Annotated in this window: 17 protein-coding genes; 5 read left to right on the forward strand and 12 right to left on the reverse strand. The window is 50.2% G+C overall.

The annotated features are described in order from the left end of the window. Window positions 1-25: 25 nt before the first annotated feature. From aztD to aztA, 4 genes are read right to left on the reverse strand one after another with little or no spacing between them, the layout of a single operon-like run. Window positions 26-1,282: a zinc metallochaperone AztD gene (aztD, locus tag MYB54_RS10925; RefSeq protein ID WP_248721930.1), complete on the reverse strand. Its 1,257-nt coding sequence runs from the start codon at window positions 1,280-1,282 to the stop codon at window positions 26-28. Between the two features lie 39 nt (window positions 1,283-1,321). Then, the gene (aztC, locus tag MYB54_RS10930) at window positions 1,322-2,257 is read right to left on the reverse strand and encodes a zinc ABC transporter substrate-binding protein AztC (protein ID WP_248721931.1); all 936 of its coding nucleotides are present in this window, start codon (window positions 2,255-2,257) and stop codon (window positions 1,322-1,324) included. 6 nt (window positions 2,258-2,263) lie between these two features. Further along, complete coding sequence (aztB, locus tag MYB54_RS10935) at window positions 2,264-3,154, reverse strand: zinc ABC transporter permease AztB (RefSeq protein WP_248721932.1); 891 nt, start codon at window positions 3,152-3,154, stop codon at window positions 2,264-2,266. Continuing rightward, entirely contained in the window at window positions 3,154-3,879 is a 726-nt protein-coding gene (gene aztA, locus MYB54_RS10940; protein ID WP_248721933.1) for a zinc ABC transporter ATP-binding protein AztA, read from the reverse strand. The genes aztB and aztA overlap by 1 nt, the downstream gene beginning before the upstream one ends. Window positions 3,880-3,982: 103 nt before the next feature. Between aztA and MYB54_RS10945 the strand changes: the two genes are divergently transcribed. Both MYB54_RS10945 and MYB54_RS10950 read left to right on the forward strand, forming a co-directional pair. Continuing rightward, the gene (locus MYB54_RS10945; protein ID WP_205566040.1) at window positions 3,983-4,132 is read left to right on the forward strand and encodes a hypothetical protein; all 150 of its coding nucleotides are present in this window, start codon (window positions 3,983-3,985) and stop codon (window positions 4,130-4,132) included. Window positions 4,133-4,186: 54 nt separating this feature from the next. Further along, complete coding sequence (locus tag MYB54_RS10950; RefSeq protein WP_371928295.1) at window positions 4,187-4,600, forward strand: hypothetical protein; 414 nt, start codon at window positions 4,187-4,189, stop codon at window positions 4,598-4,600. On the opposite strand, the gene MYB54_RS10955 is transcribed toward MYB54_RS10950, so the two are convergent. Together MYB54_RS10955 and MYB54_RS10960 are read right to left on the reverse strand one after the other, a co-directional pair. Beyond that, window positions 4,597-5,742, reverse strand: a complete 1,146-nt coding sequence (locus tag MYB54_RS10955; RefSeq protein ID WP_371928286.1) for an AAA family ATPase — start codon at window positions 5,740-5,742, stop codon at window positions 4,597-4,599. The two genes, MYB54_RS10950 and MYB54_RS10955, sit on opposite strands and share 4 nt — an antisense overlap. Window positions 5,743-5,747: 5 nt before the next feature. Then, window positions 5,748-6,632 carry an RNA ligase family protein gene (locus tag MYB54_RS10960; protein ID WP_119874274.1) on the reverse strand — a complete coding sequence of 295 codons (885 nt, stop codon included), beginning with the start codon at window positions 6,630-6,632 and terminating at the stop codon, window positions 5,748-5,750. Window positions 6,633-7,131: 499 nt separating this feature from the next. Here MYB54_RS10960 and MYB54_RS10965 point away from each other — a divergent pair, with 499 nt between their 5' ends. Then, entirely contained in the window at window positions 7,132-7,725 is a 594-nt protein-coding gene (locus MYB54_RS10965; RefSeq protein WP_205533175.1) for a hypothetical protein, read from the forward strand. Window positions 7,726-7,969: 244 nt separating this feature from the next. Further along, on the forward strand, window positions 7,970-9,040 hold the full coding sequence (locus tag MYB54_RS10970; RefSeq protein ID WP_039519628.1) for an MBL fold metallo-hydrolase: 1,071 nt from the start codon (window positions 7,970-7,972) through the stop codon (window positions 9,038-9,040). 106 nt (window positions 9,041-9,146) lie between these two features. Here MYB54_RS10970 and MYB54_RS10975 read toward each other — a convergent pair whose 3' ends face one another. The 4 genes from MYB54_RS10975 to MYB54_RS10990 are packed head-to-tail and all read right to left on the reverse strand — an operon-like array spanning window position 9,147 to window position 13,125. Continuing rightward, window positions 9,147-10,148, reverse strand: a complete 1,002-nt coding sequence (locus MYB54_RS10975; protein ID WP_014915469.1) for a transketolase family protein — start codon at window positions 10,146-10,148, stop codon at window positions 9,147-9,149. Then, window positions 10,148-10,993 carry a transketolase gene (locus tag MYB54_RS10980; RefSeq protein ID WP_248721936.1) on the reverse strand — a complete coding sequence of 282 codons (846 nt, stop codon included), beginning with the start codon at window positions 10,991-10,993 and terminating at the stop codon, window positions 10,148-10,150. Before MYB54_RS10980 ends, MYB54_RS10975 begins: the two co-directional genes overlap by 1 nt. Before the next feature lie 15 nt (window positions 10,994-11,008). Next, window positions 11,009-11,758: an SDR family NAD(P)-dependent oxidoreductase gene (locus tag MYB54_RS10985; RefSeq protein ID WP_039286415.1), complete on the reverse strand. Its 750-nt coding sequence runs from the start codon at window positions 11,756-11,758 to the stop codon at window positions 11,009-11,011. A gap of 35 nt (window positions 11,759-11,793) precedes the next feature. After that, a complete protein-coding gene (locus MYB54_RS10990; protein ID WP_203448997.1) occupies window positions 11,794-13,125 on the reverse strand; it encodes an MFS transporter in 1,332 nt (443 codons plus the stop codon). A gap of 286 nt (window positions 13,126-13,411) precedes the next feature. On the opposite strand from MYB54_RS10990, the gene MYB54_RS10995 reads away from it, so the two are divergent. After that, complete coding sequence (locus MYB54_RS10995) at window positions 13,412-14,332, forward strand: LysR substrate-binding domain-containing protein (RefSeq protein ID WP_014915465.1); 921 nt, start codon at window positions 13,412-13,414, stop codon at window positions 14,330-14,332. A gap of 179 nt (window positions 14,333-14,511) precedes the next feature. Here MYB54_RS10995 and MYB54_RS11000 read toward each other — a convergent pair whose 3' ends face one another. Together MYB54_RS11000 and MYB54_RS11005 are read right to left on the reverse strand one after the other, a co-directional pair. After that, entirely contained in the window at window positions 14,512-15,612 is a 1,101-nt protein-coding gene (locus MYB54_RS11000) for an SLC13 family permease (RefSeq protein ID WP_110163306.1), read from the reverse strand. A 62-nt stretch (window positions 15,613-15,674) separates the two neighbouring features. Then, complete coding sequence (locus tag MYB54_RS11005; protein ID WP_248721937.1) at window positions 15,675-16,874, reverse strand: MFS transporter; 1,200 nt, start codon at window positions 16,872-16,874, stop codon at window positions 15,675-15,677. Window positions 16,875-16,960 lie beyond the last annotated feature (86 nt).

Below are 16,960 nucleotides of genomic sequence, written 5' to 3' on the forward strand. Positions count from 1 at the left end.
GCTTAGCTGGGGGGCCGTCTAAGTCTTAATGCTGATGGTCATGGGAATGGCCATGCTCATGGTCGTGGGAGTGACCGTGTTCATGCACTTTGCCTGAACCGCCAACGGCAACAATATTGAAAGGATGTCCCTGTACTGTAATCGTACTGGTTTCTTTCAAATCCGCGGCGTTCAGCACGTGAATTTTGCTCTTCAGAGGGTCGGTAATGTAGATGTTGTCAGCCGCAACCGCGATACGTGGACGCGGATCGTTCCAGTGACCGTCCATAGAGTATGGCTCGGTGACGCGCACTGACTTGGTAATTTCCCCCTTCAGCACATCAACCTGATTTAACTTGCCATCTTCCGTAAAGACGTAGGCGAATTTCGGACGTACTGGGTCGACGGCAAAATGTACGCGGCGGGTCGGTAGTTGCACCAGGCGGAAACTTTGGGCTTCGGTTGGGTCGATAAGCACAATACGATCTGGACCATAGTTACCGATGAAATACTGCATACCTTTGCCACCGATAAGCGTGGAGACGCTGCCTTTCGGTAATGTGCTGGAGTAAGGCAGATGGCGTATTTCAGGCGTATCGCCTTTCTGAGTGATCAGCAGCAGACCGGTTTCGCAGGACAGGGCATAAGTGTCACCGGAACCGGCAGAACCATGCAGACCCGGGCAGGCCACATTGTTGCCGACAGTTTTACTATCCAGACTAATCACTCGGGCACCAATCGGGCGTTTGGACGCGTCTTCTGGATTCGGGACAGAGACAACGGCATGGTTGTCATATGGCACGGCAACACCATGATGCGGGGCGCTGACGAACACGCGTTTCGCATCATTGACGCCATCCAGCGCGGCGGCTTCGCTATAGACCATCGTGTAGCGTTCGCCGTCAAACCATTGAGCGACCTTACCCTGACGCTCAACGAAGTGACCCGGTTTGCCGCCAGTTAGCTGAGTTTTCAGTAGCTTGGGTTCATCGATGTCAATATCAGCGTGATCGCCGTGATCGTGAAACGAAATCCCAGAGCCGATCATCGATACGGTGCCTGCGCTGCCCTGAACGGCATATACCGTAGCCCCACTTTCACTGCGATAGAGCGCCGCGGGCCCTTTCAGATCGAAGGACGTCAGTTTGTCGCCATCAAGGGCGTCAATCACATTCACCACGGGCTTATCGTGATCGGTAACGAACAAACGCCAGGCGGTAACGTCCTCTTCTGCTGCCATTGCCGAGCCAACTGAGCCCAGCAAAAGCGCTGAAATGGACAGCGGTAATAAACGCTTTTTCATGTAGTTCTCCATTATAAAATAGTCCGAATTTGGATGAGGTTAGGGGACGTGTTTGCCGTCCGTCAGCGCAGACACGATGGTGTTGACGTTGTGCTGCATCATGTCGATATAGGTCGGGGCTGGGCCAGAAGGGCCGGAGAGTGCGTCGGAATAGAGCACACCCGCGACGGATAAACCGACTTCGGAGGCAATTTGCTCCACCAGACGTGGGTTTGAGATATTCTCAGCGAAGACCGCAGCGGCATGATTTTTCTTTATCTCGCGCAGAATACCGGCGACATCTGCGGCAGAGGCTTCAGACTCAGTCGATACTCCCTGAGGGGATAAAAAGTGAATGCCGTGTTCGTGTTCGAAATAGCGAAAGGCATTGTGACCGACCACGACGGTACGGCGTGATTCTGGGATACGGGCTAGCGCGTTATTAATATTTACGCCAAGTTTGGTCAGTTTTTCCTCATAGGTTTTAGCATTCGCCTGATAAGTTTCGCAGCCGCTTTTATCCGCTGCGCAAAACGCGGCGGTAATGTTTTTCACGTAGATATGCGCATTGGGCAACGACTGCCAGGCGTGGGGATCGAAAGGCGCGGCGTGAAACACGGCTTTGCCATTGTAGAAATGGTAATGACCACCGGCGGGGTCGCGAATAATTTCCGCACCGTTTGTCGCTTCAATGACCGGCGCTTTACTCTCACTGGCCTGAATGAGGCGGTTGATAAAGCCCTCGAACTGTAATCCGTTGATTAAGATCACGTCAGCTTTGGCCATGGCAATCGCATCCGCTGGGGATGGCTCATAGACGTGCGCATCGCTGTCGGGGCCGACGAGGGTACGCAGTTCAATACGATCCTGACCGATATTCTTCGCCATATCGCCAAGGATGGAGAAGCTGGCGATGACGTTAAGCCTGGTGCTAGCCTGTAGCGGCAACGACAGGGAAAGCAGAACGGCGACGCCAAGCGTCGTGCTAATTCTCATAATGATTTACTCCGTGCGGGAAGGGCGCGTGTTAACTAAGGAAGCGTGAGGACGGCGTCGGGCGTTTTTCATCATCGCTACGCCGGTTGAGGCCAGATAGAAAACGCCGTTGGCGAGAATAATGGCTGGGCCTGATGGCAGCGAATAATGGTAGGAGAACAGCAGGCCGGAAATGCAGGCCACCATGCCAATCAACACCGAAACCAGACAAAGTGTGATGACGCGCCGAGTCCAGAAGCGAGCGGTGACGGCAGGGAGGATCATCAAACCTACCGACAGCAGCGTGCCCAGCGCCTGATAGCCTGCCACGAGGTTTATCACCACCAGCGTGAGAAATAGAAAATGAACCGGTGATCCGAGTCGGGACACGGCGCGTAGGAACAGCGGATCCAGGCACTCGGCAATGAGCGCACGCCACAGCAGCGTCAGTGCCAGCAAAGAAACAGCAGACACTGAGGCGATCAGAATCAACGCCTCCGCATTCAGCGCCAAAACGGAACCAAACAGAACATGCATCAAGTCAACGCTCGATCCACGTAGCGAGACGATAAGTACCCCGAGCGCCAGCGAAATAAGGTAAAACGCCGCCATTGAGGCATCTTCCTTTTGTACCGTCAGCCGTGATACGGCTCCGGCACCTATTGCTACCACTAATCCGGCGACCATGCCGCCGAGCGTCATCGGAATGATTTCCAACCCGTAGAGCAGAAAACCAATAGCGGCACCGGGCAGCACAGCGTGGGACATGGCATCCCCCACCAGGCTCATACGACGTAGGGTCAGAAATACGCCCACCGGACACGCGCTGAGCGACAGTAGCAATGCACCCACTAACGCTCGACGCATGAAGCCAAATTCAACAAACGGATTAACGAGTAGATCGTAAAGCCAGAGCATTATCGACCCCCTGCCGCGTACCGTGCGGTATTATGCTGGCAGAAGACGGGCGAATTCGGGCTATGCTTCATCACCCCTTCGGTTTTCCCCCAGGCGACCACCGTGCCGTTGACCATCAATGTGTCAGGAAAATGGCGAAGTACCAGTTCAGGATCGTGGATCACCACGATGACAGTACGCTGTTGGGCGTGCCAGCTTTTAATCAGCGCCAGCATCTCTTGTGTGGTCGCTGTATCAATGGCATTAAAGGGCTCGTCGAGCAAAATGATACTGGCATTCTGGACGATCACCCGCGCAAACAGAGCACGCTGAAACTGCCCGCCGGACAGGGCGCTGAGTGGCTTATTATCAAAACCAGCCAGCCCGACGGCGGTAAGCGCTTGAGATATACGCACTCGATCGTCATGGCGATGCCAGCATAGCAAACCTCGATCTTGCCAGAGCCCCAGCGATACCAGATCGCGGACGCTAGCAGGAAAGCTACGATCCAGTTCCGACAGCTGTGGTAGATAAGCGATGCGTGCACCCGATGCGATACGGCAGAAGCCCGATAGGGGTTGTAGTATTCCGGCAATCCCTTTCAGGAGTGTTGATTTACCTGAACCGTTTGGTCCGACGACCGCCGTCAGGGAGCCAGTGTGTACCGAACCGCTGACAGCGCTCAATGCTGGATTTCCATCGTAACCAAGGGCTAGTTCTTCGAGCCGTACTGCAAAATCCGTCATCTCAGTAATGTTCCATTTTAGCGCCAACAAGTGAAATGTTATAACATCACATTAATGAATGTAAATATCTACGACGCCTTTTACTGCAAAAGCTGAGTACGGTATGAAAATCAACCCAATAAAAAATCTACTGAGTGCAGGAAAAATCCCTGCCGATGTTTTTGATTACATCGAAATGTTTTATAACAGTAAATGTCGACATGGCTTGCGTCGCCAGATGCCACTGACTGAATATGAGCAACCGTATTATTAATGACTCGATGTTGCCTGAATTGGGATAGGGGGAATGCACACAATGAATTTTCGTATGCTGCACATGCCTTCATTCGATCGGCAACATACCGCGATGCTGATTTACGCTGGTGAAATTCGGTTCGGTCCGCCTTATTTTTCGCTCTCCATCGACGGGAAAGCACTGGACGATCGTGTGTTCGGCAAGGACATGCTGTGGTCGCCGGATTCGCGTTATCTTGTGGTGCAAGAATGGCTCTCTACGGCGGAACGCGACGGCCCGCAAACGGCTTTACTCTGTGTTGATGTACTCGAAGAAAGGCAATGCCAGGTTTCTCAGGCTGCAGGAGGATTTATCGTCCCCATGCGTTTCGAGGACGATAAACTGATCTATGAAAAACAGTATCTTGGTGCAGAAATAAACGGTACTACGGAATACGAGATCCCATTTACTGCGCTTTCGCGTTGGAGTACGTTGCGGCTGCGTTAGCTTTCATAGCTAACCGTATGCGCTTCCGTCGGTGCGGGAAGCTCCCATTTCGTCAGCATACCTTGCAGCGTTTTATTGCTCAGTGTGGTGTCCCGTTTCCCGTTGCGGCGCAGTAATTCCTGACGCGGACGTTCCAGATAGACAATCTCCACTTCTGCACCGTAGGCGTAGCACAGATCCAATGTGCGGGTGCGCATTTGCTGGCTCAGGTGTGTGGCGTTCCACACGAACGATTCATGCGTTCGCAGCAGTGAACGCGCTTTGTCGGTCGCCCAATGCACCGCTTTTCCTTCGTTTTCGCCGTGTTTCAATCCCAACTCGGTTCGCGCATCGTCGAAAGAAACCACGGGTAAATCGTGCCGATGCGTCCGCACCCAGGTGTCTTTTCCCGATGCGGGCAAACCGCACATCACGGTGACTTTCGAACCCGGCTCCTGAAACAACGGATAATCTGGATGCACATCGGCTCCGCGAAAATAGCTCAGGCGCGTGTGAGCATCGACAAACGATCTCGGTTGGCCGTAACAGCCTTCTTCCCGCGCCAGCTCGCGGAACAGCTCGATACTGTCGAGCACGCGCGCTTGATCCTGACAGATGCGACCACGCATATCGGCTTCTGCCAGCGTTGCCAGCAGCGGAATGCTCAACTGCCAGGAGAGTTCGCGAATCGTAAAGATCGGCGACATCCGACGACGTTCATCCTCAAGGCAGTAAAACGGCACCTGATGCACCGAAATTAAGCGACAAATCGCTTCCCGAATCGCAAACGGAACGCCTGCATCCCACAGCAGCACCCGGGCGTCGATAGCACCTTTGCGCGAGTGTCCCGGCTGACCAATCTGACCCGTTACCGGGTCAATCACTGTCGTGCGGTATTTTGCAACGTCATGCAGCAACGCGGCAAAAAACAAAATTTCCTGCTGCTCGCGCGTGGCTGTCTGGTAATCAGGAAGCTGCAAGAGCGACTCGACCACCATGATGGTGTGTGTCCAGACATCCCCTTCACCGTGATAACGCGGTTCCTGCGGCGTCTCTTTAGCGCGTTGAAGCACTGGAAACGCGTCCAGACAGTCAGCAAAATCTGGCTGTGCGCCAGAGGCGGGGACCAATCCCCTGATGATATTCCAATCCATGATAATCATACTCCTTACTTATCGGGCATCGCGGCGACGAGCGCGTCTAAAGAACGCAGCGTATTCAGCCCCAGCATTTCCCAAGATACGATTGGACAGGGCGCGTACAGATCAACGCCGTCAGCCAGTTGGTTCGGCAAAATCGGGCGTCGGGAATGATGCGAGCCGCTGTCCAAAATGGTCTGGATGAAGTCATGGCGTACCAGCTTGTAACGTGCCAGTACCTGTTCATCATCTTCAACTTTTAAATAAAGGCCTTCCGAACGGTCCGATTTATCGGTTTGCTGCCAGCACAACGCGAGCGGCAAACCTTCACGCTGCACGGTGGATTCAAACGCGGTCTTCCAGTTCTGGCTTTTCGCCAGCGAACGGAACACCAGCTTCCACAGCAATGCCGGATTCGTTGGCATCTCCCCGGCGTAAAGTACCGGAACGGACAACACGGGCGAACCGGCCAGCATCGCGTGTCGGCGTGCCGTCGATAAAAAAATGCCGTCACGACGATCGTAAATATCAAATTCGTGAAAGTAGTGCGGCAACCGGTCATAAAACACAGAATGCTTGCTGTACGCCCATTCGCCGTACATCACGAAACGGTCTTCCAGCAGCTCAAGAAAACGCATTTCGTGCGCGGTAGCCCAGAGCTTGAATTGGTTAAACTGCCGTTCCCGTGAGCCACCAGCCAGATAGTGGCCGCGCGACTGGAGCAGGAGTTCCGCCGTTTCATTGAAAGACAAGCCGCTGTTCGCGCCGTCGATCTTTTCTTCGATCACGACGTAACGGCCTGCCAGCGCTTTCAGTGCAATTTGGTCCGACGCATCATCGCCAGACTGTAAACGCGAACCTTCCAGATGCGGGGTACGTGGATACTTTAATAACGGTATTGAATGTAAATACATGTTTTTCGCCTGCTGCGTTATTGGCACAGCCAGGCCCATCTACGGTAAAAAAGAGGGCCGACGAGCGTGTTCTGGCGCGAGTCAATAGACTGTCCACTGGCATTCCAGAGGTCAGAGTCGCGGGGGAGGAAGCGGGAGGTTCGTTTTCTGCTCCGCACAATAGCGGGGAAAACAGGAAACTCGTACCGCAGCCAACGCTGGCGCAGACTGCGCCGAATCGAGGCTGCTTAATGCAGTCGTCGGCGGTTAGTGGGGGGCTGACGTACAGGGCACTTTAGGGCTCCAAATGACACATTGGGGGTGAGTAAACGGCGCGATTCTAGCGAAGGAATTCTCCGGCAACAAGTTTTTGTATAAAAAATGCTATTCTTTCCTGTAGTTGTAGAATGCGTTGTCGCGTGTAAACGTGGTAAAAGGGCCAGGGCTATCGACGTTAGCGTGATAAGAATAGCGAGTGATGGGATAGGGGAATGCATACAATGAATAGCAGGGGAATATGATGAAAATCAGTGTGATAAAAAAAGGGATTGTGGGTCTGTTGCTGGTGCTGCCGCTGTACGGTGTCGCAGAGACAAAAGATCCAGATTTGTTCGTCGGCTATACCACGCAGGATCTTACCGATGCATTACCTGCGGAGCTATTGAACATGATTCAGCGAGAGAAAGTGGTCGATGCGGCAAACCACATGGTGCAGACCGAGTATGTTGACCCTACGACAGGCAATAAGGCGTTGGTTTCATTGTTCATGCTGCCGCCTGATAAAGATGGCAATGTCCCGATTGCCTCCAAGCCCAGCGATCTGGATGCAGTGATTGCCAGTACCGAAAAAGAGATGCTGCGCCAGCGCATTAAGCCCGACCAGCGCGCGGGAAAAATTGATGATGCGACGCCTTTTCGCTGCTTACAAACGATTCTGAATAACAAGGTTCTGCATTCGCTGTGTTCGACGCTGATTAAAGGGCGCGTGCTGGAAGTGCAGGCAATCAATACAGTTGAAAATATTCAGGATGAAGCCGGGCTGAATAAGGTTATCGGGCAACAAAATGAATTTGTTATCGGGATGGGAAAAACGCTGCTGGCGCTTAAAAAGTAATCCGTACTGACGCCGCAGGCAAACGTCAGCGGTGACAGGCCGCCATGGTTTCTCATCAACATTCCTGAGCGAAGGCGAATACCTTCGCTTTTTTTGCACCAAAAATCCCTCGGTTCTCCCTTGCCAGATTCTTAACGTTCGTGCATAACTGCCGATGCCAAAGGGTCGATGCCTGAAATCAGGCATGACAAAACGACGTTCATTACGAAATATATTCATCACGAAACGACACCGGATAAACGCTATGCTTTTGTTACTCGTTTTGGCTGTGATTGTAGTCGCCGTTTACGGCTGGTTAAAACAGCCGCAGTATGTATCACCAGAGGTCAAGCCCCAACCGGAAAACCCACTCTTTCGCGATGGCGCATTTCATAACCCAGTGGCTCGCCCGACGGTCGATAGCCAGAACCGATTCGCGCTGCTGTACCGCTTTCTTTTCGAGAAAGACGCTGGCGCGTTGCCAGATACCCGTTTGCCGTCGGAAAAAACTGATCTGCACCAGTTGAGTAAAACGGATAACGTCATCATCTGGATGGGCCATTCCAGCTATTTCATTCAACTGGAAGGGAAAACGTTCCTGCTGGATCCGGTATTTAGCGACAACGCCTCGCCAGTGCCACGCACCAACGTCGCCTTCAAGGGCAGCAATGTGTATTCACCGGATGACGTTCCCCCCATTGACTATCTGCTGATCACCCACGATCACTGGGATCATCTGGATTATCCCACGCTGAACGCGCTACGCGGGAAAATCCGCCGAATTGTCACGCCAACGGGCGTGGGGTCCTATTTTGTAAAATGGGGTTTCCCGCAGAAAGACATTACGGAAGGCGGCTGGTTCAGTTGTCTGAAAGAGAACGGGGTCGATATCCATGTGCTTCCGACACAGCATTTTTCTGGCCGACTCCTCAAGCATAATCAAACGCTGTGGGGTTCGTTTGCGCTGATTACGGAACAACATCGTCTGTATCTCGGCGGGGACAGCGGTTATGGTGCGCATTACAAAGCGATCGCTGAGCGTCTGGGCGGATTCGATATCGCGATACTGGAATGCGGGCAATACGATCGGGACTGGCCCCACGTTCATATGACGCCGGAAGAGAGCGCGCAGGCGGCCAGTGATTTGCAGGCTAAAGCGGTACTACCGAGCCATAACAGCAAATTTAAGCTGGCGCACCACCGCTGGAACGATCCGCTGGAGCGCATTTCTCAGGCGAGTGAAAGTCAAGACTGGCGACTGATGACGCCCCGCATTGGTGAACGCGTTCAGGTCGATAACCCACAGCAGACGTTTAGTCAGTGGTGGAATGCCTAAATGGCATGAGGGAGACCCCGAGCGTCAGGGACAGAAAACATCTCCTGTCCCTGATAGGTTCCTCTGCGCAGAGCTGGGTAACCTATATCATTACGGTGTTGCAGGATTAACCGAGGCGTTTTTTGATTTTTTCTACCATCGCCGCAGTGGAAATACCATAGCGATCGTGCAGGGTTGGCAGTGCGCCCGCATGCAAGAACTCATCGGGCAATGCGATGACATCCAGTTCACAGTGCACGCCTTTGCGCATCAGCAGGGCGGCAACGGCTTCGCTTAATCCACCTACACAAGTGTGGTTTTCGGCGATGATGACCAACCGTCCGGGCTTAGCGGCTTGAGCAAGAATCGTCTTCTCATCCAACGGTTTGATCGTGGGAACGTGGAGTACCGCCGCACTGACGTTGTCTTTACGTAGCTTTTCAGCTGTCTCCAGCGCGCGCATTGTCATCAGCCCTGAAGAGATAATCAGCACATCATTACCGTCCTCCAGAAGTTTTGCTTTACCCAGCTCAAACGTGTAGTCGTATTTGTCCAGTACAAGTGGAACTTTTCCGCGCAGTAAGCGCATGTAGACTGGGCCTTGATGTTCTGCGATTGCTGGAACGGCCTGCTCAAGCTCTAACGCATCGCACGGATCAATGATCGTCATCCCCGGAATACCGCGCATGATTGCCAGATCTTCAGTAGCCTGATGGCTCGGGCCGTATCCGGTTGTCAATCCTGGCAGGGCGGCACAAATCTTCACATTCAGATTTTCTTCTGCAATGACCTGATGGATAAAATCATAAGCACGACGCGTCGCAAAGACCGCATAGGTGGTCACAAATGGAATGAATCCTTCTTTTGCCATTCCGCCAGCCGCCCCCATTAGCAGCTGTTCTGCCATCCCCATCTGAAAGAAGCGCTCTGGGAATGCGTTAGCAAAAATATGTAGATCGGTGTATTTGGACAAATCGGCCGTCATGCCAACGATTTCGCGTCGTTCTGCCGCGAGTTTTGACAGTGCGACACCGAAGGGGGCCGCTACCGTTTCCTGACCTTCATCGGCAATGGAGGCAATCATGGCGGATGTCGTTAAACGAGGTTTGGCCTGCGCTGTCTGGCTCATTACAACACTCCTTCAGGTTTGTTTTCGTCAAGTACTGAGAGCGCTTTCTGCCATTCGTCAGCATCAACGCGAATGAAATGGTTTTTATCTCGTGTTTCCAGGAACGGTACGCCTTTGCCCATCAGTGTGTCGCAGAGGATCACCCGTGGTTTGTTTTCTGGGTAACTCTTCGCATTATCAAACGCCTTAATCACAGCAGCGAGATCGTTTCCGTCAATACGCTGAACATACCAACCAAAGGAGGACCATTTGTCTTCTAGTGGCTCAAAGCCCAGTATTTTCCGGGAATCGCCGTCAGCCTGTTGTTTGTTAACATCCACGACATTGATGAGATTGGACAGGTCGTAGTGGGCAGCAGACATGGCCGCTTCCCAGGTTGAGCCTTCATCCAGTTCGCCATCGGACATCGAGTTGATGACCAGCGCCGAATTTTGCTTCTGCTTAAGGCCCAGCGCCATGCCGACAGCAATGCTCAGTCCTTGCCCCAACGAGCCGCCTGAAATCTCCATTCCCGGGGTATACGTTGCCATACCCGACATCGGTAAACGGCTATCGTCAGAACCGTAAGTCTCCAGTTCTTCCCGAGGAATAATGCCGGCTTCAATCAGTGCCGCGTAATAAGCGATAGCGTAATGGCCGTGTGAGAGCAGAAAACGGTCGCGCTCTTCCCATTCTGGTTCGTCTGGGCGGTAATTCATGATATGGGCGAATGCGGTGGCGAGGACATCGGCATACCCCAACGCTTGTCCAATATAACCCTGGCCTTGTACTTCCCCCATCAAGAGGGCGTAACGGCGGATACGCCAGGCGGCAGTCGCCACTTTTTGAAAATCGGTTTGTGACATTTATCTGTCCTCACATTAATGGATGAGCATGCCGCCATTGACATCAAGCGTAATACCGGTGGAATAGGAGGAAAGATCGCTTGCCAGGAATAATGCGGCCTGTGCAATATCAATCGCGTCGCCGAGTCGGTTAAGTGGAATCCCGGCCAGAATAGAGGTTTTCATTTCATCGGTTAATTTCCCGGCAGTAATATCCGTTTGAATCAGACCGGGGGTGATGGCGTTCACGCGAATATTATCAGGCCCGAACTCACGAGCCATCGCTTTAGCCAGGCCAAGAACGCCTGCTTTTGCTGCGCTGTAGTGTGGACCGCCAAAAATGCCACCGCCACGTTGTGCCGAGACGGAAGAAATACAAACGATGCTGCCTTTATTTTGTGCCCGCATAACAGGGATCACGGCCTGTGACATCAATAAAGTGCCACGCAGGCTAACATCTAAAACCGCATCATAATTGTCACGCTTAATATCGAGCGTCTTAATTGGCTGTGTAATGCCAGCGTTGTTTACTAAAACGTCTATACGCCCAAACTTAGCAATGATTTGTTCAATCGCTGCATGTACCTGCTGCTCATCAGACACGTTAGCTTTCAAACCTAAATGTTTGTCGCCAAGGGACGCTGCTGCTTTTTCACTTGCCGCTTCATCGAGGTCAATAATGACAACATGGGCACCATTCTCTGCAAATAGTTTTGCGGTAGCGAAGCCCAAACCACGTGGGGAGGCTGCCCCTGTAATAACAGCGACTTTATTCTTTAATAACATTATTTACTCCATTTTTCGTTCAGATAATCAGAAGGTTATTTAGGTTCGTCGATCATTAATATAAAAACCAAACCCAGTGCGGCGCAAATTCCAAAATAAGAGAATACGGTATTAAAACTTCCCGTTGAGTCCAGGATAAATCCTGCGAGCATGGGAGAAACAAATCCTCCGAGGTTACCACCAGTATTAATGATGGAGGCGGCGATGGGATAGATTTTCGTATCAGATACGGCCATTCCGTAGGCTGTAAATGCAGGCCATCCAATATTCAAAGAGAGACCAACAAAAAATAAACCTGTGCATACCGCTAAAGTATTGCTCGGTATATTCAGCATGATGACCATCATAATCACCGTGCTTATAGCGGTAAATATCATGGTGGGTTTTCTGCGGCGACCTAATATTTTATCCGAAACGTACCCGCCAAAGATGGCCCCGATAAATCCGCCGATGCAGGGCATGGCTGCGACAAACCCCATGCTCATAAAATCAAACCCTTTTTCTTTCACAAGATAAAGCGGTATCCAGGTCAATAACCCGTATAACACACTGACCATCATAAAATAGGCCAGAGAATCTCCAATTATATTTTTTGAGGTCAAAAGGCCTTTTACTGTCGAAACAGGTTCCAGCGCTTTTACGCGGATTATTTTATCCAACGTTATGAACTTTTTATCAGGAACAATATTGCTTTCCCGATGTGAGGCTTCCTGTTTATCTGAATTGATATAATCGAGCTCGGCTTCTGAGACAAAGCGACTCTCGGACGGTTTCGATTTCACCAACAAATACCAGGCGATTGCCGCAATGACGCCCGGAATGGCGAATGAGAAAAATACCCAGCGCCAGCCCCATGTGACAGCGATCCATACCGCTAATGGCGGAACCAGTATTGGCGCGAACATGGTTGCAGCAATATAGACGCCCGTTGCCGTTGCTTTTTCCTTTTTAGGGAACCAACTGTTGATTGTCGACGCCAGCCCAACAGGACATGGGCCTTCGGTAAGCCCGAGCCCCAGACGTATGAATTTAAGTCCGAGGATCGACGTTGCCGTTCCCATCAACCAGGTAAAGGCTGAGAACCCGAAAATGGATACAGAGATGAGCCCGCGTGTTCCCCGTTTGGCGATAAAGAAACCGGCAGGGATCTGGCTAAGTGCATAACCCAGGAAAAACATACTGGCTATGGCACCGGCTTCGAAGTTACTAATATGAAATTCTTGGATAATAAAAGGAAGTACAGCCCCAATGTTTGTACGATCGGCATAATTTATTGTATAGACAATGAAAATCAATGCCAGTACCACAAAGCGGTAGTTGGTTTTCTTTATTTCTGAGTAGGGTACGCTTTGTTCTATACGAGACATTTTTTACCTCATGGTATGAACAACTATTTTTATTAGGACCACTAAGTGGGTTCACTGCTGACTATAACGACAGGATGAAAAAATGGAATTAAATAAAACTCATTTGTAGTTGAGAAAAATTTTTATCATGAATTGGATCATAAAAATGGCTCTGTTTAGCCGCAAGAAAACACATGGAAAGGATAAATTGTGATATCCATCACAAACCTATGGCTAAAGAAATTCGCCATTTATAAAAATAGGTACTATTGCTGTTTATTACTTCAAATAAAAACCAGTTATCATCATGAAAAAAGAGAATAACGAGAACCTGCCCATTCCCTCTTTGAGGAATATTCAATCTTTCCTTCAGGTTGCCAATTGCAACAGTATAAATACTGCCGCAGAACAGCTTAACATCACGCCATCGGCCGTTAGTCATCAAATATCAACGCTTGAGCGATTTATCGGGAAGAAATTATTTATTCGCAATGGCAAGGGTGTTAAATTGACGTTAACCGGTGAGAAATATTTGCGTGATGTATCTGGTGCGATAAGCGAAATAGGGCGGGCAACAGATCAAATCATTAATGAAGGCGGGAAGGAAATCCTTCGCGTTCACTCCTCACCAACGTTTGGATTAACCTGGCTCATGAGGCGGTTAGGTTATTTTAGAGATCAATATCCTGATATTACGCTAAATTTGACATGTTCTTATGAGAATCTTCAGTTCTCCCGTGACAATATCGACATTGATATCAGGCATGGTATAGCCGATTGGGATGCCTATAAGGTATTGACGATAAAGAAAGACACGATGATTGTTATGGCATCCCCTGCATATTTAAAACAGCATCCGGTGATAAACCCAGAAGATTTGTTGACCTATGAACTCATTAGCTCAACAAGTACACTGATTAATTGGGATAAATGGTTCTCTTACCATAATTTATCCAAGTCACATATCAATCACAGCCTCAGCTTTGACCGTTCATTTATGAGTTTTGAAGCCGCAAAAATGGGATTGGGTTTTATTCTGGAAAGTAAAATGTTAGGCACAGATTTCCTTCGTGAAGGTTCCCTGGTGCCTGTCCTTTCTGAAGATTATGCCATTCCTGTTAATGCACATCATATCGTCATGCCGCATGTGAATGAACGAACGCCAAAGATAAAGGCCTTCACTGACTGGGTTCGCAAAGAACTCCAGACTAATGGGTTTTCTATCTGATTGACGCCCTCACCACCAACCTGTACGTATTGGCAGGGATCGCCGCACTGACAGTCTGCCCGGTATTCGTCTTACTGCGTGAACGGTTAGCAGGTGCGAGTACCAGGCAGCGGGCGTAATGTGGAGTTTCACCATTCGGCGGTATTCATGACAGAGTCCGTGTTGTGTTTGGTAAGTCATCAATAAAGCATTAGCCAGCCAGCAATCATCGCGAAGAAAAGTGCGGGTATCGAAAATAGATGAAATTGCCACCAAATGCGGCGATCGTTTGCCATACGCAACGCAATAAGGTTGGCCATTGAACCTTGAAGTAATCCAAAACCACCGATATTCACAGCCCATGTTAGTAGAACCGATGAAGGGACGGCATGAAGCAGAAATATGGTCGCAGGTACGTTACTGATGACTTGTGAAAGGCCTATCGCCAGCAGAAAATGCGCACCATCACTCCAATGCGGTATTAATGCAATAAGGTTGCTAAGGGCCGGTAATTTCGTCAGGAGGAATACATCAATAAACATCAAAACAAACACGGCCAGTAAGCCCCAGTCAAGCTGTAGCAGTACACGTCGCGCGCACAACAGATAAAACAGCGGGACAAGAATCAGTATCGGTAGGGTTCTGTCCAATTCAAGTGCCACGATAAACAGCACGTACAACACCAGCGTACCTAAAAGCAGACCATGACGATAATCTCCCCCGAGAGAGTTATCCGGTATCGCGATCTCCTTATTACTGAAACTGCACGCGGTTAAGACCAGTAATGCAATAAACAGCAGGGCGCTCAGGGGGAGCATTGTCATCACAAACTCCATAAAACTTAATCCACTCTTACTCCAGAGAAGAATGTTTTGTGGATTGCCAATAGGCGTGAGTAAAGAGCCAGCATTAACGGCGAGGGCTTCAAAGATAATTAATCGTCCAACGGGAAACTCAGAGGATTTAGATAACGACAGCGTGAGTGGCACCGTAATGAACAGCGCAACATCATTCGTGAGGAACGTTGATAATAACGCTGCTAACGTCACGATAAATAATGCCAGCGTTTTCTGTTTCCTGAACTTATTCACCAGTTTCAAACCCATCTTGTCAAAATACCCACTGAGTTCAATACCTTTGGTGAGCATAAGTAATGTTGTCAGCGTCAGAATGGTTTTCCAGTCAACAGAAGCGGTGAGTTCGTCTGTTTTAAATACAGCAAAGAAACTGAGTATGATCCCCAGTACCACAAGAGCGTGAAGAAATTTGTCACGCATAAATGGAGTCAGCAATTCGCGCATTATATCTCTCTGGAACAAATATTAAGATGGAAGCCGATGTGGCTGTTTTTAGTTTTTTATCATCAACGGGTGACGGATGAATCTATCGACCGATTTGCCTGCCACCAGATGAACAAAGCAAGGAGGGCAATAGCACCGAGCGCTGAGAAGGCTGTGCTATATGAATACTTCCCTACCACAATACCGGTAAGCGCCGGACTGGCTGAGGCTCCAACGCCTTGCATAAACATAACGATACCCTGTCCTGCGTTGATATGGCCGCTTCCTTGTAGTTCTTTCACGATATAGCCAGGAACCGCGACGCCAAGAATACCCGCAGAGACGCCATCCAGGATTTGGACCGGCATGATGGAATAGGGGGATGTGAAGGTGGCAGCCAACGCGGCACGGATGGGAAGTATCAGTAATGCGATCATAATAAGTTGGCGGTAGCTTAATCTTTCTGCGCGACTGGCCGTCCAAAGTGCAACGGGGATCATGACGGCCTGAGAGATAATCACTGTCGCCGCTGCATAGAGACCAGGATTCACTGAACTGGGTTCTGAAGCGACACGTATACTAAGCATGGGTAGCAACGCCGCATTCCCAAGATGAAAAAGAAGTAGCGTTATGCCGATTGTCATAAGAGACGAATGACTTATCAATAGGGATGGCCATGAAATCGGTTTTCTTGTGACATTGGAATCAATACCACGGGCCGCGTTATGGTTTATGTCATTTTCACGGATACCCATTAGCGCTAACGCTGACAGGAAAGCCATTGCTGTCATAAGAATGAATACTGCACCCATGCCCCAGTACCATACGGAAACCCCTGCAATAACTGCGGCTGTCATGTTCCCTGCGTGATTAAAGGCTTCATTTTTCCCCATCTGCTGTTTAAAACCGTTTTGCCCGGTCAGGCCCAACGTTAACCCGGTGAGAATCGGCCCAATAAATGCTGCGGCAATACCGTTGATTATCTGAGAGATGCCTGTAACCCAGGGCTTTTGATTGAACCACAAGAGTAAAGTGGCCGATGTGATCATCACACATCCAATCAACAGCATCTGTCGTTTATGGTGAGATGAATCCGTGGTCAACCCCGCGGGAATCGTAGCCAGTAGTCCTGCAACGCCTCCTAATGTCATGACAAGACCGATTTCCCCTGGGAGCCAGTGCTGCTGTGCAAGAAAAATACCGAGAAAAGGGCCAAGTCCGTCACGCACGTCGGCCATAAAAAAATTTAGCAGGCAAAGCGCTTGCAGTGAACGTAGAGGCATTCTATTCCCTTCCTGTATGGACATTCTATGTCGTGGCTAAGACACATTCAGGCCCTGAGGATCGAATGATTTGATGCTCTCAACGA

Source organism: Pectobacterium nicotianae (assembly GCF_023272715.1).
Classification (GTDB): domain Bacteria; phylum Pseudomonadota; class Gammaproteobacteria; order Enterobacterales; family Enterobacteriaceae; genus Pectobacterium; species Pectobacterium brasiliense.

Coding starts and splice junctions, on each gene's coding strand:
- MYB54_RS10960 (WP_119874274.1), bottom strand. CDS start 6,632: ATGTATTTACATTCAATACCGTTATTAAAGTATCCACGTACCCCGCAT.
- MYB54_RS10945 (WP_205566040.1), top strand. CDS start 3,983: ATGAAAATCAACCCAATAAAAAATCTACTGAGTGCAGGAAAAATCCCT.
- MYB54_RS10990 (WP_203448997.1), bottom strand. CDS start 13,125: ATGTCTCGTATAGAACAAAGCGTACCCTACTCAGAAATAAAGAAAACC.
- MYB54_RS11000 (WP_110163306.1), bottom strand. CDS start 15,612: ATGCGCGAATTGCTGACTCCATTTATGCGTGACAAATTTCTTCACGCT.
- MYB54_RS10970 (WP_039519628.1), top strand. CDS start 7,970: ATGCTTTTGTTACTCGTTTTGGCTGTGATTGTAGTCGCCGTTTACGGC.
- MYB54_RS10975 (WP_014915469.1), bottom strand. CDS start 10,148: ATGAGCCAGACAGCGCAGGCCAAACCTCGTTTAACGACATCCGCCATG.
- aztA (WP_248721933.1), bottom strand. CDS start 3,879: ATGACGGATTTTGCAGTACGGCTCGAAGAACTAGCCCTTGGTTACGAT.
- aztC (WP_248721931.1), bottom strand. CDS start 2,257: ATGAGAATTAGCACGACGCTTGGCGTCGCCGTTCTGCTTTCCCTGTCG.
- MYB54_RS10955 (WP_371928286.1), bottom strand. CDS start 5,742: ATGATTATCATGGATTGGAATATCATCAGGGGATTGGTCCCCGCCTCT.
- MYB54_RS10985 (WP_039286415.1), bottom strand. CDS start 11,758: ATGTTATTAAAGAATAAAGTCGCTGTTATTACAGGGGCAGCCTCCCCA.
- MYB54_RS10980 (WP_248721936.1), bottom strand. CDS start 10,993: ATGTCACAAACCGATTTTCAAAAAGTGGCGACTGCCGCCTGGCGTATC.
- MYB54_RS10950 (WP_371928295.1), top strand. CDS start 4,187: ATGCTGCACATGCCTTCATTCGATCGGCAACATACCGCGATGCTGATT.
- MYB54_RS10965 (WP_205533175.1), top strand. CDS start 7,132: ATGAAAATCAGTGTGATAAAAAAAGGGATTGTGGGTCTGTTGCTGGTG.
- MYB54_RS11005 (WP_248721937.1), bottom strand. CDS start 16,874: ATGCCTCTACGTTCACTGCAAGCGCTTTGCCTGCTAAATTTTTTTATG.
- aztD (WP_248721930.1), bottom strand. CDS start 1,282: ATGAAAAAGCGTTTATTACCGCTGTCCATTTCAGCGCTTTTGCTGGGC.
- aztB (WP_248721932.1), bottom strand. CDS start 3,154: ATGCTCTGGCTTTACGATCTACTCGTTAATCCGTTTGTTGAATTTGGC.
- MYB54_RS10995 (WP_014915465.1), top strand. CDS start 13,412: ATGAAAAAAGAGAATAACGAGAACCTGCCCATTCCCTCTTTGAGGAAT.